Source organism: Rhodanobacter sp. FW104-R8 (genome assembly GCF_001617365.1).
In the GTDB taxonomy this organism is placed as follows: domain Bacteria; phylum Pseudomonadota; class Gammaproteobacteria; order Xanthomonadales; family Rhodanobacteraceae; genus Rhodanobacter.
On record NZ_LVJR01000016.1, the window covers coordinates 1 to 14,654 of the forward strand.

Annotated in this window: 13 protein-coding genes; 11 read left to right on the forward strand and 2 right to left on the reverse strand. The window is 72.8% G+C overall.

Annotated features, from left to right (window positions below; genetic code table 11):
* Nucleotides 1-339: 339 nt before the first annotated feature.
* Nucleotides 340-1,344: a polyprenyl synthetase family protein gene (locus tag RHOFW104R8_RS03790; protein ID WP_068096556.1), complete on the reverse strand. Its 1,005-nt coding sequence runs from the start codon at nt 1,342-1,344 to the stop codon at nt 340-342.
* A 132-nt stretch (nt 1,345-1,476) separates the two neighbouring features.
* Here RHOFW104R8_RS03790 and RHOFW104R8_RS03795 point away from each other — a divergent pair, with 132 nt between their 5' ends.
* The 3 genes from RHOFW104R8_RS03795 to ssb all read left to right on the forward strand — a co-directional run bounded on the left by RHOFW104R8_RS03795 (nt 1,477) and on the right by ssb (nt 4,421).
* A complete protein-coding gene (locus RHOFW104R8_RS03795; RefSeq protein ID WP_068096554.1) occupies nt 1,477-2,679 on the forward strand; it encodes an MFS transporter in 1,203 nt (400 codons plus the stop codon).
* 95 nt (nt 2,680-2,774) lie between these two features.
* Nucleotides 2,775-3,755: a DedA family protein/thiosulfate sulfurtransferase GlpE gene (locus RHOFW104R8_RS03800; RefSeq protein ID WP_068096552.1), complete on the forward strand. Its 981-nt coding sequence runs from the start codon at nt 2,775-2,777 to the stop codon at nt 3,753-3,755.
* A 165-nt stretch (nt 3,756-3,920) separates the two neighbouring features.
* Nucleotides 3,921-4,421: a single-stranded DNA-binding protein gene (gene ssb, locus RHOFW104R8_RS03805; protein ID WP_068096561.1), complete on the forward strand. Its 501-nt coding sequence runs from the start codon at nt 3,921-3,923 to the stop codon at nt 4,419-4,421.
* A gap of 84 nt (nt 4,422-4,505) precedes the next feature.
* Here the strand turns inward: ssb and RHOFW104R8_RS03810 are convergent, their stop codons facing one another.
* Nucleotides 4,506-5,216, reverse strand: a complete 711-nt coding sequence (locus tag RHOFW104R8_RS03810) for an AraC family transcriptional regulator (protein ID WP_068096550.1) — start codon at nt 5,214-5,216, stop codon at nt 4,506-4,508.
* 160 nt (nt 5,217-5,376) lie between these two features.
* Between RHOFW104R8_RS03810 and RHOFW104R8_RS03815 the strand changes: the two genes are divergently transcribed.
* The 8 genes from RHOFW104R8_RS03815 to RHOFW104R8_RS03850 all read left to right on the forward strand — a co-directional run bounded on the left by RHOFW104R8_RS03815 (nt 5,377) and on the right by RHOFW104R8_RS03850 (nt 14,620).
* Nucleotides 5,377-6,318 carry a proline racemase family protein gene (locus RHOFW104R8_RS03815; protein ID WP_068096548.1) on the forward strand — a complete coding sequence of 314 codons (942 nt, stop codon included), beginning with the start codon at nt 5,377-5,379 and terminating at the stop codon, nt 6,316-6,318.
* Entirely contained in the window at nt 6,315-7,427 is a 1,113-nt protein-coding gene (locus RHOFW104R8_RS03820) for an FAD-binding oxidoreductase (RefSeq protein ID WP_068096546.1), read from the forward strand. The genes RHOFW104R8_RS03815 and RHOFW104R8_RS03820 overlap by 4 nt, the downstream gene beginning before the upstream one ends.
* Nucleotides 7,424-7,669, forward strand: coding sequence for a (2Fe-2S)-binding protein (locus RHOFW104R8_RS03825; RefSeq protein WP_068096544.1), 246 nt, complete (start codon nt 7,424-7,426; stop codon nt 7,667-7,669). Before RHOFW104R8_RS03820 ends, RHOFW104R8_RS03825 begins: the two co-directional genes overlap by 4 nt.
* The gene (locus RHOFW104R8_RS03830; protein WP_068096542.1) at nt 7,662-8,972 is read left to right on the forward strand and encodes an FAD/NAD(P)-binding oxidoreductase; all 1,311 of its coding nucleotides are present in this window, start codon (nt 7,662-7,664) and stop codon (nt 8,970-8,972) included. Before RHOFW104R8_RS03825 ends, RHOFW104R8_RS03830 begins: the two co-directional genes overlap by 8 nt.
* The gene (locus RHOFW104R8_RS03835; RefSeq protein ID WP_068096540.1) at nt 8,969-9,874 is read left to right on the forward strand and encodes a dihydrodipicolinate synthase family protein; all 906 of its coding nucleotides are present in this window, start codon (nt 8,969-8,971) and stop codon (nt 9,872-9,874) included. The genes RHOFW104R8_RS03830 and RHOFW104R8_RS03835 overlap by 4 nt, the downstream gene beginning before the upstream one ends.
* 63 nt (nt 9,875-9,937) lie before the next feature.
* Nucleotides 9,938-11,536 carry an aldehyde dehydrogenase family protein gene (locus RHOFW104R8_RS03840; protein WP_068096539.1) on the forward strand — a complete coding sequence of 533 codons (1,599 nt, stop codon included), beginning with the start codon at nt 9,938-9,940 and terminating at the stop codon, nt 11,534-11,536.
* Nucleotides 11,533-12,735: a Xaa-Pro peptidase family protein gene (locus RHOFW104R8_RS03845; RefSeq protein ID WP_068096559.1), complete on the forward strand. Its 1,203-nt coding sequence runs from the start codon at nt 11,533-11,535 to the stop codon at nt 12,733-12,735. Before RHOFW104R8_RS03840 ends, RHOFW104R8_RS03845 begins: the two co-directional genes overlap by 4 nt.
* 64 nt (nt 12,736-12,799) lie before the next feature.
* Complete coding sequence (locus RHOFW104R8_RS03850; RefSeq protein WP_082823513.1) at nt 12,800-14,620, forward strand: DUF885 family protein; 1,821 nt, start codon at nt 12,800-12,802, stop codon at nt 14,618-14,620.
* Nucleotides 14,621-14,654 lie beyond the last annotated feature (34 nt).

The window sequence follows — 14,654 nt, forward strand, 5'->3', positions numbered from 1 at the left end:
GGCTTCGCTCCCGCTCTTGATCTGGCTCTTTTGAAGAGTGCGCGCCGGGAGCGCGCTGCTCTTCCCGGGGCCCCTCTGAAGCGGCGGGCGGGTGGTGGATCAGCCCGCAGGGTGGCCGGCACGGAGGCCGGCCAGTTTGTCGTCAGGGCAGGAAGCCCTGTCGACAAACCCCACCGCCTGGACGCGGACCTTGCGGGCAGGAGGCCCGCAAGGCGCGCAAGCGGGGTGGCCTTTCTCTTGGGTTACTTTCTTTTTGGCCACGCAAAGAGAAAGTGACTCGGGCGCCGCAGGCGCACGAAAGCTCTGAAAACAACCTTTACAAGCGAAGCATCAACCAGCTCAGAACGTGCGCTGCACCGAATAATCCGCCAGCGTCCCCAGCGCGTCGCGATGTGCCGAAGGAGCCAGCGCGGCCAGCGCCTCACGGGCGGCGCGGGCGTGCAGCAGGGCGCGGTCGCGGGTGCGCTCCAGCGCGCCGGAGTCGCGGATCGAGGCGATGATGCGGTCCAGCGAGTCGAGCCCGCCGTGCTCGATCGCGTGGCGCAGCGACTGCACCTGTTCCGGGTTGGCCTTCTCCAGCGCGTAGATCAGCGGCAGGGTCGGCTTGCCCTCGGCGAGGTCGTCGCCGATGTTCTTGCCCAGGGTGCCGGCGTCGCTGGTGTAGTCCAGCAGGTCGTCGGCGATCTGGAACGCGTAGCCCAGTTCCATGCCGTAGCGGCGCAACGCGGTCACTTGCGCTTCCGGCAACCCGCCGAGCAGGCCACCCAGTTCGGTGGCGGCGGCGAACAGCACCGCGGTCTTGCGTTCGATCACCGCCAGGTAGGCTGCCTCGCTCACGTCGGCGTTGCCGATGTTGAGCAACTGCAGCACCTCGCCTTCGGCGATGGTGTTGGTGGTGTCGGCGAGGATGCGCATGATGCGCATATCGTCCAGTTCCACCATCAGCTGGAACGAGCGCGAGTACAGGAAGTCGCCGACCAGCACGCTGGCGGCGTTGCCCCACAGCGCGTTGGCGGTCTTGCGGCCGCGGCGCAGGTCGGATTCGTCGACCACGTCGTCGTGCAGCAGGGTGGAGGTGTGGATGAACTCGATGATCGCGGCGAGCTTGGTGTGCTGCTCGCCGCGGTAGCCGGCCGCGCCGGCGGCCAGCACGTGCAGCATCGGGCGCAAGCGCTTGCCGCCGCCGGCGATGATGTGGTCGGCGATCTGGTTGATCAGCACCACGTCGGAGGACAGCCGCCGGCGGATCAGCCCGTCGACGCGCTGCATGTCGGCGGCGGCGAGGTCGCGCACCTGGGCGAAGTCGGCGGGGCGGCTGGCGTCGGCGGGCATCGTCGTGGTCATGGGGGCTTCGGGGGCGTGAATCGTTCCGATTATAGGGCCTGCAACAACTTGCGCCGCGACATGTCGCCACAAACCCCGACGCGGGGCGCCCTCTATAATGCCGGCCATGCCTTTTCCGACAGCTGTCCCCCGGTGAGCAAACTCTCCAGCCTCGAACTGCGCAGCGCGCTGACCCTGGCCTGCGTGATCAGCCTGCGCCTGTTCGGCCTGTTCCTGATCATGCCGGTGTTCTCGCTGTACGCGAAGGGGATGCCCGACGCCAGCGGTTTCATGATCGGGCTGGCGCTGGGCGTCTACGGCATCGGCCAGGTGCTGCTGCAGATCCCGCTGGGGCTGCTGTCGGACCGGATCGGGCGCAAGCCGGCGATCACCTTCGGCCTGCTGCTGTTCGCCCTCGGCGGGCTGATCGCGGCGATGTCGCACACGCTCGCCGGCATCGCCGTGGGGCGCGCGGTACAGGGCATGGGCGCGGTGGCCGGCGCCGGCATCGCGCTGGCGGCGGACCTCACCGCCGAGGAAAACCGCGGCAAGGCGATGGGCATCATCGGCGTGTCGATCGGCCTGGCGTTCCTGCTGGCGCTGATCCTGGGGCCGCCGCTGGAGGCGGTCGCCGGCCTGCCCGGGCTGTTCGCCGCCACCTCGATCCTGGCCCTGGCCTCGCTGGCGCTGCTGTGGCTGATCGTGCCCACGCCGGCGCGCGCCCGTGCACCGGCCGCGGCGGGCGTCGGCCAGGTGCTGGCGATGCTGCGCGACGGGCGGATGCTGGTGCTGAACGGCTCGGTGTTCTTCCTGCACGCGCTGCTCACCGCCAGTTTCGTCGGGCTGCCGCTGCTGCTGGCGAACACGCTGCACCTGCCGGTGAACCGGCACTGGGAGCTGTACCTGCCGGTGATGACGGTTGCCGCGTTCGTGATGGGCGCGAGCCTGCACTACATGCGCGAGGTGGCGCAGAGCCTGCGCATCGTGACGGTGTGCGTGGTGGCAATCGGGCTGGCCTTGCTCGGCTTCGCGTTGTCCGGCCGTCACCTGGCCGCGTTCGGCGCGGCGGCGGCGGTGTTCTTCTCCGCCTTCAACCTGCTGGAGGCGGCGCTGCCCAGCCTGGTCTCGCGGCTGGCTCCGGAGCACCTGCGCGGCGCGGCGATGGGCGCCTATTCGACCAGCCAGTTCATTGGCGCGTTCGTGGGCGGCACGCTCGGCGGCATCGCGCTGGGCCGGCTCGGCCCCGACGGCGTGTTCGTCTGCGCCGCGGCGCTGACCCTGCTGTGGCTGCCGCTGGTGGTGTCCGGCTCGCGCCGGATCGCTCGCGCCGCCATCGCGCAGGTGCAGCCCGTGTAGGAACGTACCGGCGCGGATCCCGCGGGGTTTGCAACGGCCGTGCGACGCCCCATGATGGGAGCCTGCGGCCGCGCCGCGCACTGGGTACCGCTTCGATGGCCCAACAGATCATCGCGCTGATCGCCGAGTTCGGCGTGCTGCTGGTCTTCCTCAACGTGCTGCTGACCCAGCTCGGCGCGCCGCTGCCGGCGGTGCCGACCCTGGTGGTGGCCGGGGCGCTGGCGGCGGACGGACAACTGGCGGCGGCGGGCGTGCTGGCGGTGGCGCTGGTCGCCTGCCTGTTCGGCGACCTGGCGTGGTACGCCGCCGGGCGGCGCTACGGAGGGAGCGTGATGCGCCTGCTGTGTCGCATCTCGCTGTCGCCCGACTCGTGCGTGCAGCGTTCCGAACTGCAGTTCCAGCGCTGGCGCGCCGGCGTGCTGCTGGTGGCGAAGTTCGTGCCGGGGCTGGCCACGGTGGCGCCGCCGCTGGTCGGCGCGATGGGGCTGCGGCTGCCGGTGTTCTTGCTGTTCGACGGGATCGGCTCGTTGCTGTGGGCCGGGCTGGCAGTCGCCCTCGGTTACGCTTTCGCCGCGCAGATCGACGACCTGCTGGCGGCGATTGCCGACGCCGGCACGATCGCGCTGGAGCTGCTCGGCGCCCTGTTGGCGCTGTACGTGCTGGCGCGCTGGTGGCAGCGGCGGCGCCTGCTGCGCACGTTGCGGATGGCGCGCATCACGGTGGACGAGCTGTACCGCGCGATCGAGGACGGGCGCGCGCCGGTGGTGGTCGACGTGCGCCCGGCGGGGTCGCGCCAGCTCGACACGCGGGTCGTCCCCGGCGCGCTGCTGGTCGACGATCGCGGTATCGACCATGCGCTGCGCGGCATCCCGCTCGACCGCGAGCTGGTGGTCTACTGCAATTGCCCGAACGAGGTGTCCGCCGCGAGGGTGGCCAAGACCCTGATGGCGCAGGGTTACCGCCGGGTGCGCCCGCTGCTGGGCGGGCTGGAGGCGTGGGACGCGGCCGGCTACGGCGTCGACCGGCTGCCGGCCGGTGCGGCGGCGACCCACGGCCCGGACGGCCATCCGGCCTGATCCGCACGTGCGTGGCGCGGACCGGCGGGCCGGGCCGCGGCCTACGCCCATTCGGGTCCGCGTCCGCTGCACTCGATGCCGGCCATGGTTATGATAGCCAGCCCGGACCACCATTCCGGCCGTGACCACTCCCGAATGCACGGCCGGCCCAACGAGGACATTCCCATGGCACGTGGCGTCAACAAAGTCATCCTGGTCGGCAACCTCGGCAACGACCCCGAAGTGCGCTACACCACCAGCGGCACCGCGATCGCCACGCTGAGCCTGGCTACCTCGGAGAGCTGGACCGACAAGCAGAGCGGCGAGAAGCAGGAACGCACCGAGTGGCACCGCGTGAAGATGTTCGGCAAGCTGGCGGAGATCGCCGGCGAGTACCTGAAGAAGGGCCGGCAGGTGTACATCGAAGGCTCGCTGCGCACCGACAAGTACACCGACAAGAGCGGCGTCGAGAAGTACTCCACCGACATCATCGCCAGCGACATGCAGATGCTCGGCGGCGGCGGTGAGGGCGGCGCGGGCGGCGGCGGCTTCCAGCGCGAGCGTCCGCAGGGCGGCGGCCAGCGCCAGGGTGGCGGCTCCGCCGGCCAGCCGCGCGGCGGCGACGAGCCGCGCCGCGCCCCGCCGCCGGCCGACAACGGCTTCGCGGATGACGACATTCCGTTCTAGCGAACACAGGTTGTCGCCCCCGAGGGCCTGCTTCCGCAGGCCCTCGTCGTTTCCGGCAGCCGGTGGTGGTGCTCCTCCGGCCAGCTAGAGCTTTCCCCTGAGCGCGCGGTACTCGCGCGGGGTGATCCCGACGGTGGCCTTGAACTGCCGGGCGAAGGCGCTCTGGTCGGAGAAGCCGCATTGCACGCCGATGCTGGCGATGCTGTTGTCGTCATCGTGCAGCAAGCGCATGGCGGCGTCGATGCGGATCTTGGTGAGCTGCTGCTGCGGGGTGAACTGGAACACGCGGCGGAAGTGCCGCTCGAGCTGGGCCAGCGACAGCCCGGCGAAGGCGGCCAAGTCCTGCACGCGGATGTTCTCGTCGTAGTGGGACTGCATGTATTCGACGACCTTGTTGAGGCGCTTGATCGCCGAATGCTTGCCGTCCGGCTGGCCCAAGTCGCGCGACACGCCGACCACGCCGACGACCTCGCCCGCCTCGACCAGCGGGCGCTTGAAGGTGAGGCACCAGCCGGGCAGCCGGTTCGGGTAGAGGTGCACTTCGAGCTGGTTGTCGATCAGCTCGCCGCCGAGCACGCGGCTGTCCTGGGCCATGTAGTTGCCGCCCAGCGGCAGCGGGAACACGTCCGCCGGCGAGCGGCCGATCACCTCGGCGCGCCGCTGGCGGCCCAGCCGGCGCACCAGCGTGAGGTTGCAATGGGTGTAGCGGCCCTCGCGGTCCTTGATGAAGAACACCACGTCCGGCAGCGCATCGAACAGCTTCTGCATCTCGAGGGCGGGCAGGCTGGGTTGCATCGTCGCGGCGGCGTGGGTTGCGTAGGGGCGGTGACCGCCGATGGCCCGATGCTAGCGCAATCGCAGGCGGCGCAAGCAATCGCGGATTGTGCCGAATTCCGCATGCGCACTCGGCATTCTCCGCTAGTCGCCGCGGCGACCCGGGTGTGAGCATGGACGCATGCATACCCTCGATGTGATCGACTCGCACACCGCCGGCGAACCGACCCGCGTGGTCGTCGCGGGCTTCCCTGATCTCGGCGGCGACAGCCTGGCCCGCTGCCGGGAGCGCTTCGCGGCCGAGTTCGACCACTGGCGCAGCGCCATCGCGTGCGAGCCGCGCGGCTCGGACGCCATGGTCGGTGCGGTGCTGCTGCCAGCGCGCGACCCGCGCGCCTGCAGCGGGGTCGTCTTCTTCAACAACGTCGGCTACCTGGGCATGTGCGGCCACGGCACGATCGGTGTGGTGCGCACGCTGCAGCATCTCGGCCGGATCGGGCCGGGACGGCACTACATCGAGACGCCGGTCGGCACGGTGGGCGTGGATCTCGACGATGACGGCCGGGTCCACATCGACAACGTCGAGAGCTACCGCCATGCGAAGGACGTGGCGGTGCAGGTGCCCGGGCATGGCGAAGTGCGCGGCGACGTCGCCTGGGGCGGCAACTGGTTCTTCATCACCGGGCAAGCGCCGTGCCCGCTCGACCTGGCCCACCAGCGCGAGCTGACCGCCTATACCGAGGCGATCCGGCAGGCGCTGGAAGCGGCCGGCATCACCGGCGCGGAAGGCGGTGAGATCGACCACGTCGAGGTCAACGGTTCGGCGCCCGACGGCAGTGGCCAGGCGCGCAACTTCGTGCTGTGCCCGGGCCTGGCCTACGACCGCTCGCCGTGCGGCACCGGCACCAGCGCCAAGCTGGCCTGCCTGGCCGCCGACGGCAAACTGGCCGAAGGCGAGAGCTGGCTGCAGCAGGGCATCCTCGGCAGCGTTTTCGAAGGCAGCTACCGGCGCGGCGCGCGCGGTGTGGCGCCGCGCATCGCCGGCACGGCCCACGTCATCGCGCGCGCGCAGCTGCTGATCGATCCGGCCGATCCGTTTGCCTGGGGCATCCGCGCCGAATGAAAGCTTTCGACCTCATCGTCGTCGGCGCCGGCATCGTCGGCGCGGCCTGCGCCGCGGCGGCGGCGCACGAGGGCCTGACGGTGGCCGTGGTGGAGCCGGGCCCGGTGGGTGGCGGCAGCACCGCGGCGGCGATGGGACACCTGGTGGCGATGGACGACGACCCGGCCGAGCTGGCGCTGTCGGCGTACTCGCTGCGGCTGTGGGAACGCTACGCGATGCTGCCGGAGATCGAATTCAGCCGCTGCGGCACGCTGTGGGTGGCGCGCGACGAGCGCGAGCTGGCCGCGGTGCCGGCCAGGATCGCGCGGCTGGCCGGCGCCGGGTTGCGCGCCGAGCGGGTCGACGCGCGGCAACTGTACGAACTGGAACCGCAACTGGCGCCCGGCCTGGCCGGCGGCATGCGGGTGCCGGACGAGGCGGTGGTGTATCCGCCGCGGATGGCGCGCCACCTGCTCGACCAGGCGGGCGCCGCCGGTGCGCAGGCCTGGCTGGGCCGGCGCGTGGTCGAGCTGCTGGAGCACGGCGTGCGCCTGGACGACGGCACGCGGCTGGCCGGCCCGGTGCTGGTCGCCACCGGCGTGGCCTTGCCGCAACTGCTGCCGGAGTTGCCGTTGTACCCGCGCAAGGGCCAGCTGGCGATCACCGACCGCTACCCCGGCCTGATCCGGCACCAGCTGCTGGAGCTGGGTTATGCCGATTCCGCGCACGGCGACGCCGAGCGCAGCGTGGCGTTCAACGTGCAGCCGCGCCCGACCGGGCAGATCCTGGTCGGCTCCTCGCGCGAGTCCGGCGTGGCCGACCGTGAGGTGTCGCTGCCGCTGCTGTGGCAGATGCTGCAGCGTACCTTCGCCTTCCTGCCAATCCTGCGCGGGCTGCAGGGCATCCGCATCTGGACCGGGTTGCGTCCGGCCACGCCGGACGGCCGACCGTACCTGGGCCCGCTGCCGGGGCGGCGCGACGTGTGGGTCGCCGCCGGCCACGAGGGCCTGGGCGTCACCACCGCGCTGGGCAGCGCGCGGCTGATCGTGGACGGCCTGCTCGGGCGCGTGCCGGCGATCGACCCGGCGCCCTACCTGCCGGCGCGCATGCTGGGTGGGGCGGCGGCATGAGCGGCACGCTGCGCCTGGAAGTGAACGGGCAGCCGGTGGACGTGCCGGACGGCGCCAGCGCGGCGGCCGCGGTGGCCGTGCTCGGCGTGCCGTTCCGCCGCTCGTGCGGCGGCCAGCCGCGCGCGCCGCTGTGCGGCATGGGCGTGTGCTTCGAATGCCGGGTGCGCATCGACGGCGTGGCGCAGCTGCGCGCGTGCATGACGCCGGCGCGCGCGGGCATGCGGGTGTCGACCGATGACTGAGCCGGTTCGCCGCTACGACGTGCTGGTGGTCGGCGCCGGCCCGGCCGGACTCGCCGCGGCGCGTGCCGCGGCCTCGCACGGCGCACGCGTCGGCTTGGTCGACGCGCAGCCGCGGGCGGGTGGGCAGGTGTGGCGGCACGATGTCAGGCGGGGCATGCCGGCGATGGCGCGGCGCGCGTTCGCGGCGCTCGCCGCCCCCGGCGTCGACTGGCTGCCCGGCACCCAGGCGGTGCTGGCGCAGCCGGGCTGGCTGCTGGCCGACGGCCCGCGGGGCGCGCTGCAATTGCATTACCGCGCGCTGGTACTGGCCACCGGCGCGCGCGAACTGCTGCTGCCGTTTCCCGGCTGGACCCTGCCGGGCGTGACCGGCGCCGGCGGTGCGCAGGCGCTGGCCAAGCAGGGCTGGCCGCTGCGCGGCAAGCGCGTGCTGGTGGCCGGCAGCGGGCCGTTGCTGCTCGCCGCGGCGGCGACGCTGCGCGCGCACGGTGCGCAGTTGCTCGGCATCCACGAACAGGCGCCGCTGCATGCCTTGCGCGATTTCGCGTTGCGGCTGCCGCGCTGGCCGGGCAAGGCGCTGCAGGCGCTGGCGTTGCGCACGCGACTGGCTGGCGTGGCCTACCGCGCCGGCAGCGTGGTGGTCGCGGCGCATGGCGACGACGTGCTGCGCGAAGTCGAGATCGACGGCCCGCGCGGGCGCGCACGCCTCGCCTGCGACCAGCTCGCGGTCGGCTACGGGCTGGTGCCCGACACCGGGCTGGCCGAGCTGCTGGGCTGCCGCCTCGAAGCGGCCGGCCGGCACCGACGCGTGGCGGCCGACGCGCTGCTGCGCACGAGCGTGGACGGCGTGTTCGCCGCCGGCGAGGCGCTCGGCATCGGCGGCCGCGACTGCGCGCGGATCGAGGGCGCGATGGCCGGCCACGTGGCGGCCGGCGCCGAAGCGCCCGCGCGGGCGCTGTCGGCACGCCGCCGGCACGCGCGCGCCTTCGCCGGCCTGCTGCACGAAACCTTTGCGCTGGACCCGCGCATCCACGCGCTGGCCCGGCCGGGCACCCTGGTCTGTCGCTGCGAGGACGTGCCGCTCGGCGCGCTGGCGGACCTGCCCGATGCACGCGACGCCAAGCTCGCCTCGCGCTGCGGCATGGGCGCCTGCCAGGGCCGCATCTGCGGCACCGCGCTGGCCGAGCTGGGCGTGTGCCGCCCCGAGGCTTCCTCCGACGGCGGCCGCCGGCCGCCGCTGTTCCCGGTCCGCCTCGCGGCGCTGGCCGAATCCTTCACCCACGACCCGCAAGAGAAACGACCATGAGCCATGCCACTTTCTGGAAGGGCGTCCTGCCCGCGATCACCACGCCGTTCAAGGCCGACGGCAGCGTCGACCACGAGTTCCTTGCCAGGCACGCCAAGCAGCTGGTCGATGCCGGCTGCACGGCGATCGTGCCGCTGGGCTCGCTCGGCGAGGCCGCCACGCTGGGTTTCGACGAGAAGCTGGCGATCATCGAGACGCTGGTGCAGGCGGTCGGCCAGCGCGTGCCGGTGGTGCCGGGCATCGCCTCGCTGTCCACCGCCGAGGCGGTGAAGCTGGCGCGGGCTGCCAAGGCGGCGGGGGCCGGCGGCCTGATGGTGCTGCCGGTCTACGTCTACAGCTCCGACTGGCACGAGGCCGCCGCCCATGCCCGCGCGGTGCTCGGCGCCACCGACCTGCCGTGCATGCTCTACAACAACCCGGTGGCCTACCGCACCGACATCCTGCCGGCGCAGATCGCGCAGATGGCGGGTGAATTCCCGAACCTGCAGGCGGTCAAGGAGTCCTCCGGCGAGATCCGCCGCTTCGCCGCGATCAAGGAACTGCTGGGCGACCGCCTGGTGCTGCTGGTCGGCATGGACGACGCCATCGTCGAGGGCCTGGCCATGGGCGCCGAGGGTTGGGTCGCCGGCCTGGTCAACGCCTACCCGGCCGAGTCGGTGAAGCTGTTCGAGCTGGCCCGCGACGGCGGCTACCGGGCCGCGGCCGGGCTGTACCACTGGTTCCTGCCGCTGCTGCGGCTGGACACCGTGCCGAAGTTCGTGCAGCTGATCAAGCTGGTGCAGGCCAAGGTCGGCATGGGCAGCGAGGCCGTGCGCGCGCCGCGCCTGGTGGTCGAGGGCGCCGAGCGCGAGGCGGCGCTGAAGGTGATCGACCGCGCCATCGCCACCCGGCTGGCGCCGTGAGTCGAGGCACCTCTCCCGCGCGCGGGAGAGGTGCCGATCCCCTCAAGTCCCGAGGTATCCGCCATGAACGATGCACTCCAACCCGTCCTGCTGGCCGGCGCCTGGCAGCCCAGCCGCGAGCCGACGGGCAGCTTCCGTGCCGCCGACCCCGCCACCGGCGCGGCGATCGGCCCGGCCTTCCCGGTCAGCGGCGGCAGCGATGTCGAGGCCGCCGTCGCCGCGGCCAGCGCTGTCGCCGCCGAGCTGGCTGCGGCGCCGGCCGAACGGATCGCCGCGTTCCTGGAGGCCTACGCCGACGCGCTCGACGCCGATGCCGACACCCTGGTTGCGCTGGCGCACGCCGAGACCGCGCTGCCGGCGCCGACCCGGCTGCGCGGCAACGAGCTGCCGCGCGCCAGTGGCCAGCTGCGCCAGGCGGCGAAGGCGGTGCGCGGCTACGCGTGGACGCATCCGGTGATCGACACTGCTGCCGGCCTGCGCTCGCATCTGGCGCCGCTGTCCAAACCGGTGCTGGTGTTCGGCCCCAACAACTTCCCGTTCGCCTTCAACGCGGTCGCCGGCAGCGACTTCGCCTCGGCGATCGCCGCGCGCAACCCGGTGATCGCCAAGGCGCACCCGCTGCATCCGGCGACCAGCCAGCGCTTGGCGCAGCTGGCGCACCAGGCGTTGCGCGACAGCGGCCTGCCGGCCGCGGCGGTGCAGTTGCTGTACCACTTCGACCACGGCATCGGGCTGCGGCTGGCCGGCGACGCGCGGCTAGGCGCGATCGGCTTCACCGGCAGCCGCGCCGGCGGGTTGGCGCTGAAGGCGGCCGCCGACGCGGCGGGCGTGCCGTGCTATGCCGAACTGTCCAGCGTCAACCCGGTGTTCCTGCTGCCCGGCGCGCTGGCCGAGCGCGGCGCGGCGCTGGCGCAGGAGTTCTTCGCCTCGTGCACGCTGGGCAGCGGCCAGTTCTGCACCAACCCCGGCGTGCTGGTGGTGCCGCACGGCGCCGACGGCGACGCCTTCGCCGCCGCGGCCGCCGCGCACTTCGCCGCGGCCGCGCCGATGGTGCTGTTCTCGGCGGGCGGCGTGGAGCACGTCGCGCGCGGCGTGGACACGCTGCGCCTGGCTGGCGCCCAGGTGCTGGCGACGGCGCCGACCGACGGGCAGGGCGGCTTCCGCTATCCGCCCACGCTGCTGGCGGTGGACGCGGCGGACTTCCTGGCGCGTCCGCGCGAGCTGCAGACCGAGGCGTTCGGCCCGGTCGGCCTGCTGGTGCGCACGGCCGATGCCGGCGCGATGCTCGCGGTGGCGCGCGCGCTCGAAGGCAACCTCACCGGCACGCTGTACCGCGCCGCCGACGGTTCCGACGACGCGGCGTGGCGGGCGATCGCGCCGGTGCTGCGCGCCCGCGTCGGTCGCCTGATCAACAGCAAGATGCCGACCGGCGTGGCGGTCAGCCCCGCGCAGAACCACGGCGGGCCGTTCCCGAGCACCAGCCACCCCGGCTTCACCGCGGTCGGCATGCCGGCGGCGATCCGCCGCTTCGCCGCGCTGCACAGCTACGACGGCGTGCCCGACGCGCTGCTGCCGGTGGAACTGCGCGACGCCAACCCGGGCGGCGTGCCGCGCCTGCTCGACGGGCAGTGGACCGTCGCCGACGTGGCCGCACGGGCATGAGCGCGCAGATCGGCCAGCTCGGCCTCGCCGAGGCGCAGGCGCAGCTGCAGCCGTGGGCGCGGCGCGCGCCGGCCATTGCCGGGGCGGAGTACCAGCAGCGGATCGAGCAAGCCCGCGCGCTGATGCGCACGCTGGGCGTGGATGCGCTGCTGGTCAACGCCGGTACCTCGCTGCGCTACTTCGCCGGCGTGCCGTGGGGCGCCAGCGAACGGCTGGTGGCGCTGCTGCTCACCGCCGCGGGCGATCCGCTGCTGGTGTGCCCGGCGTTCGAGGAAGGCTCGCTCGACGCGGTGCTGAAGATCCCGGCGCGCAAGCGCCTGTGGCAAGAACACGAGGACCCATACGCGCTGGTCGCGCAGGCGATGGCCGAGCGCGGCGCGCGCACGCTGGCGCTGGACCCCGCCGCGGCGTTCGCGCTGCATACCGGGCTGTGCGCGCACCTGGACCCGCGCGCCATCGTCGACGCCGCGCCGGTGATCGACGGCTGCCGCCGGTGCAAGTCGCCGGCCGAGCTGGCGCTGATGCAGCAGGCCTGCGACATGACCCTGCAGGTGCAGCGCCTGGCCGCCGGCATCGCCCGCGAGGGCCTGGGCACCGACGAGCTGGTGCGCTTCATCGACCAGGCGCACCGCGCGCTGGGCGCCGACCACGGCTCCACCTTCTGCATCGTGCAGTACGGCCATGCCACCGCGTTCCCGCACGGCATCCCCGGCGTGCAGCAACTGCGCGAAGGCGAGCTGGTGCTGATCGACACCGGCTGCACGGTGCAGGGCTACCACTCCGACATTACCCGCAGCTGGATCTTCGGCACGCCCGACGACGAGCAGCGCCGCATCTGGGATCTGGAACAGGCCGCGCAGGCTGCCGCGTTTGCCGCGGTGCGCCCGGGCGTGGCCTGCGAAGAGGTGGACGCCGCCGCGCGCAAGGTGCTGGAGGCGGCCGGGCTGGGCCCGGACTACCGCCTGCCGGGACTGCCGCACCGCACCGGCCACGGCTGCGGCCTGGCGATCCACGAGGCGCCGTACCTGGTGCGCGGCAACCGCATCGCGCTGCAGCCGGGCATGTGCGCCAGCAACGAGCCGATGATCGTATTGCCGGGCAAGTTCGGCGTGCGGCTCGAAGACCACTTCCACGTCACCGCGGACGGCGCGCAGTGGTTCACGCCGCCGTCGCCGTCGATCGACCGGCCGTTCGCGTGACGGCCGGGGCATGGCGCTTTCCGCGTGGTTCCGTTCGCCACGATCCTGCCGGAGGGATCGCGTGATGCCGTTCCGTCCGCTCGCACTTGCCGTCGGCCTGCTCGCTGCCGTGCTCCTCGCCGCTTGCCAGCAGGTCGCACCTCCCGTGACGGGGGCATCGGCGACCGCTGCGCCCGCGCAAGACGATGCCGCCGCGCGCTTCAAGGCGTTGTATGAGCGCGAATGGCACTGGCGCCAGGCCCAGTTCGCCGGTGCCGACACCGAGGACAGCCAGGGCACGCCGGCCGACCACCTGCCGAAGGTCGATCCGGCCAGCCAGCAGCAGCGCACCGCCTACTGGCAGCAGGTGATGGCGGAGCTGGACGCGATCGCGCCGGCGCAGCTGCCGCCGGCGGAGCAGGTCAACTACCTGGTCTACCGCCAGCAGATCGCGGTGCTGCTGGAGCGGCAGCGCTTCCGCGCCTGGGAGATGCCGTTCAACAGCGACAGCGCGTTCTGGAGCAACCTCGGCTTCACCGCGCGCGGCAGCTTCCACAGCGACGACGACTACCGGCGCTACCTCGGCCAGCTGGCCGACATCCCGCGCTATTTCGACGAGCAGATCGCCAACATGCGCGCCGGCCTGGCGCGCGGCTTCAGCCAGCCGCGGGTGACGCTGCAGGGGCGCGACCGGTCGATCGCCGAGGTCGCCGACGCCGCGGGCGAGGCGAACCTGTTCTACACGCCGTTCCGGCACCTGCCGGCGACCATCCCCGCGGCGCGGCAGGCCGAGCTGCGCAAGCAGGCGCTGGCGGCCATCTCGTCCAGCGTGGCGCCGGCCTACGCGAAGCTGCTGGCGTTCATGCGCGGGGAATACCTGGCCCGCACGCGCACCACGCTGGCCGCCGAGGCGCTGCCGGACGGCGCGGCCTACTACCGCGCGCAGATCCGCGAATACACCACGCTCGACCAGGACCCGCAGCGGATCCATGAGCTCGGCCTCGCGGAAGTGGCGCGCCTGCGCCGGGCGATGGACCAGGCCATCGCCGACAGCGGCTTCAAGGCGCCACCGGGTGAGTCGACCTTCCCGGCGTTCCTGCATTTCCTGCGCACCGATCCGCGCTTCTACCCGAAGAGCGCGCAGGAGCTGCTGAAGGACGCCGCCTGGATCGCCAAGCGCGTGGACGGGAAGATCGGCGACTACATCGGGCGGCTGCCGCGCCGCCGCTTCGCGATCGAGCCGGTGCCGGCCGACCTGGCGCCGTTCTACACCGGCGGCCGCGGCGGCCCTGGCCTCTACCTGGTCAACACCTGGAACCTGCCGTCGCGCCCGCTGTATGTGCTGCCGGCGCTGACCCTGCACGAGTCGGCGCCCGGCCACGCGCTGCAGATGCCGCTCGCCGCCGAGGACGCCACGCTGCCCGACTTCCGCCGCTACACCTACATCTCCGCCTACGGCGAGGGCTGGGCGTTGTATGCGGAATACCTGGGGCAGGAGATGGGCATGTACGACACGCCCTACGAGCGCTTCGGCTACCTCACCTACCAGGTCTGGCGCGCCAGCCGGCTGGTCATCGACACCGGCATCCACCACGCCGGCTGGACGCGCGAGCAGGCCATTGCCTACCTGCGCGACAACACCGCGCTGAGCGAGCACGAGATCACCACCGAGGTGGACCGCTACATCAGCTGGCCTGGCCAGGCGCTGTCGTACTACCTCGGCGAGCTGAAAATCATCGAGCTGCGCCGTAAGGCCGAGGCGGCGTTGGGAGGGAAGTTCGACCTGCGCGCCTTCCACGACGCGGTGCTGCAGACCGGCTCGGTGCCGCTGCCGCTGCTGGAGGCGCAGATCGACCGCTTCATCGCGGGCGGCGGCAAGTCGCCGTGGGCGGGCGCGGCCGAATGATCCGGCCGCGCGCCCGCCATCCGTACATCGCGCG

What these genes read in the sequence shown, in the direction of transcription:
- RHOFW104R8_RS03845 (WP_068096559.1), top strand. Translation starts at nt 11,533, where the DNA reads ATGAGCGCGCAGATCGGCCAGCTCGGCCTCGCCGAGGCGCAGGCGCAG.
- RHOFW104R8_RS03825 (WP_068096544.1), top strand. Translation starts at nt 7,424, where the DNA reads ATGAGCGGCACGCTGCGCCTGGAAGTGAACGGGCAGCCGGTGGACGTG.
- RHOFW104R8_RS03830 (WP_068096542.1), top strand. Translation starts at nt 7,662, where the DNA reads ATGACTGAGCCGGTTCGCCGCTACGACGTGCTGGTGGTCGGCGCCGGC.
- RHOFW104R8_RS03810 (WP_068096550.1), bottom strand. Translation starts at nt 5,216, where the DNA reads ATGCAACCCAGCCTGCCCGCCCTCGAGATGCAGAAGCTGTTCGATGCG.
- RHOFW104R8_RS03800 (WP_068096552.1), top strand. Translation starts at nt 2,775, where the DNA reads ATGGCCCAACAGATCATCGCGCTGATCGCCGAGTTCGGCGTGCTGCTG.
- RHOFW104R8_RS03850 (WP_082823513.1), top strand. Translation starts at nt 12,800, where the DNA reads ATGCCGTTCCGTCCGCTCGCACTTGCCGTCGGCCTGCTCGCTGCCGTG.
- ssb (WP_068096561.1), top strand. Translation starts at nt 3,921, where the DNA reads ATGGCACGTGGCGTCAACAAAGTCATCCTGGTCGGCAACCTCGGCAAC.
- RHOFW104R8_RS03790 (WP_068096556.1), bottom strand. Translation starts at nt 1,344, where the DNA reads ATGACCACGACGATGCCCGCCGACGCCAGCCGCCCCGCCGACTTCGCC.
- RHOFW104R8_RS03815 (WP_068096548.1), top strand. Translation starts at nt 5,377, where the DNA reads ATGCATACCCTCGATGTGATCGACTCGCACACCGCCGGCGAACCGACC.
- RHOFW104R8_RS03840 (WP_068096539.1), top strand. Translation starts at nt 9,938, where the DNA reads ATGAACGATGCACTCCAACCCGTCCTGCTGGCCGGCGCCTGGCAGCCC.
- RHOFW104R8_RS03820 (WP_068096546.1), top strand. Translation starts at nt 6,315, where the DNA reads ATGAAAGCTTTCGACCTCATCGTCGTCGGCGCCGGCATCGTCGGCGCG.
- RHOFW104R8_RS03835 (WP_068096540.1), top strand. Translation starts at nt 8,969, where the DNA reads ATGAGCCATGCCACTTTCTGGAAGGGCGTCCTGCCCGCGATCACCACG.